Genomic DNA, 705 nt, shown 5'->3' on the forward strand with positions numbered 1-705 from the left:
CAGCACGCGGAGCTGCGCCGCATGACCGTGCTGGAGTATGCGCCGGAGTCCCAGCAAGCCGATCACTATCGCAATCTTGCGACCAGGATCCACCACAATGGCGGCAAAGGCATCATCCCTACCCCGATCTCCATGGATGAGCTGGAGGACATGCTGATGGAGCACGGCATCATGAAGCCAGTTGACGAGTCCATCGTCGGCAAGACCGCCGCCGAGCTCGCCGCCGAGTAAAGAGCATACCGATGGAGGCCGGCTTTCCCAATGCTTAATGAGGGAGGCCGGCGTTCCGGCGAAAGATCTCGTGACCAGCATCACGATGCAGCAGAGCATACTTGATCGCGGTGGAAAGGTCGGCCATCAATGTTCGAAGCGCAATTCTTTCCGCTTATGGCTGCCAGAGCGAGTGATGTGAACGGTGGGCGGCATAGGGGAATTGCGACCTATCGCCTGCTCACTGGGGCGCACCCCGCAGATGCCGACACAACCAGTGACAGCAATTTCGATCGCCACGCGCTGGCGTCCATTCTGGCGCTCGCCACGATGGATGGTGGTCTTCTTTCCGAGAAGGTCGGTCTGTCAAGCCATGAGCTGGCGGCGTTGCTGGAGCAGTACTTCCCGTCGGTTCGGATGAACGCCGAGGAGTTGCTCTTGCGTTTCAAGCGCAATGAGAGCGATGAGGGCGCAATGTTGCGTGATCTCCTGCTC

The 705-nt window shown here is 59.4% G+C and carries 1 protein-coding gene and 1 pseudogene; both read left to right on the forward strand.

The window, feature by feature from the left end; translation table 11 throughout:
• A pseudogene (gene nifH / locus ACZIRK_RS45355) lies at window positions 1-231 on the forward strand (nitrogenase reductase); the annotation flags it as partial.
• Window positions 232-360: 129 nt separating this feature from the next.
• On the forward strand, window positions 361-705 hold a 345-nt coding region (locus ACZIRK_RS45360; protein ID WP_207234712.1), incomplete at its 3' end, for a nitrogen fixation protein NifQ.

The organism is Bradyrhizobium sp. Leo114 (genome assembly GCF_055229415.2).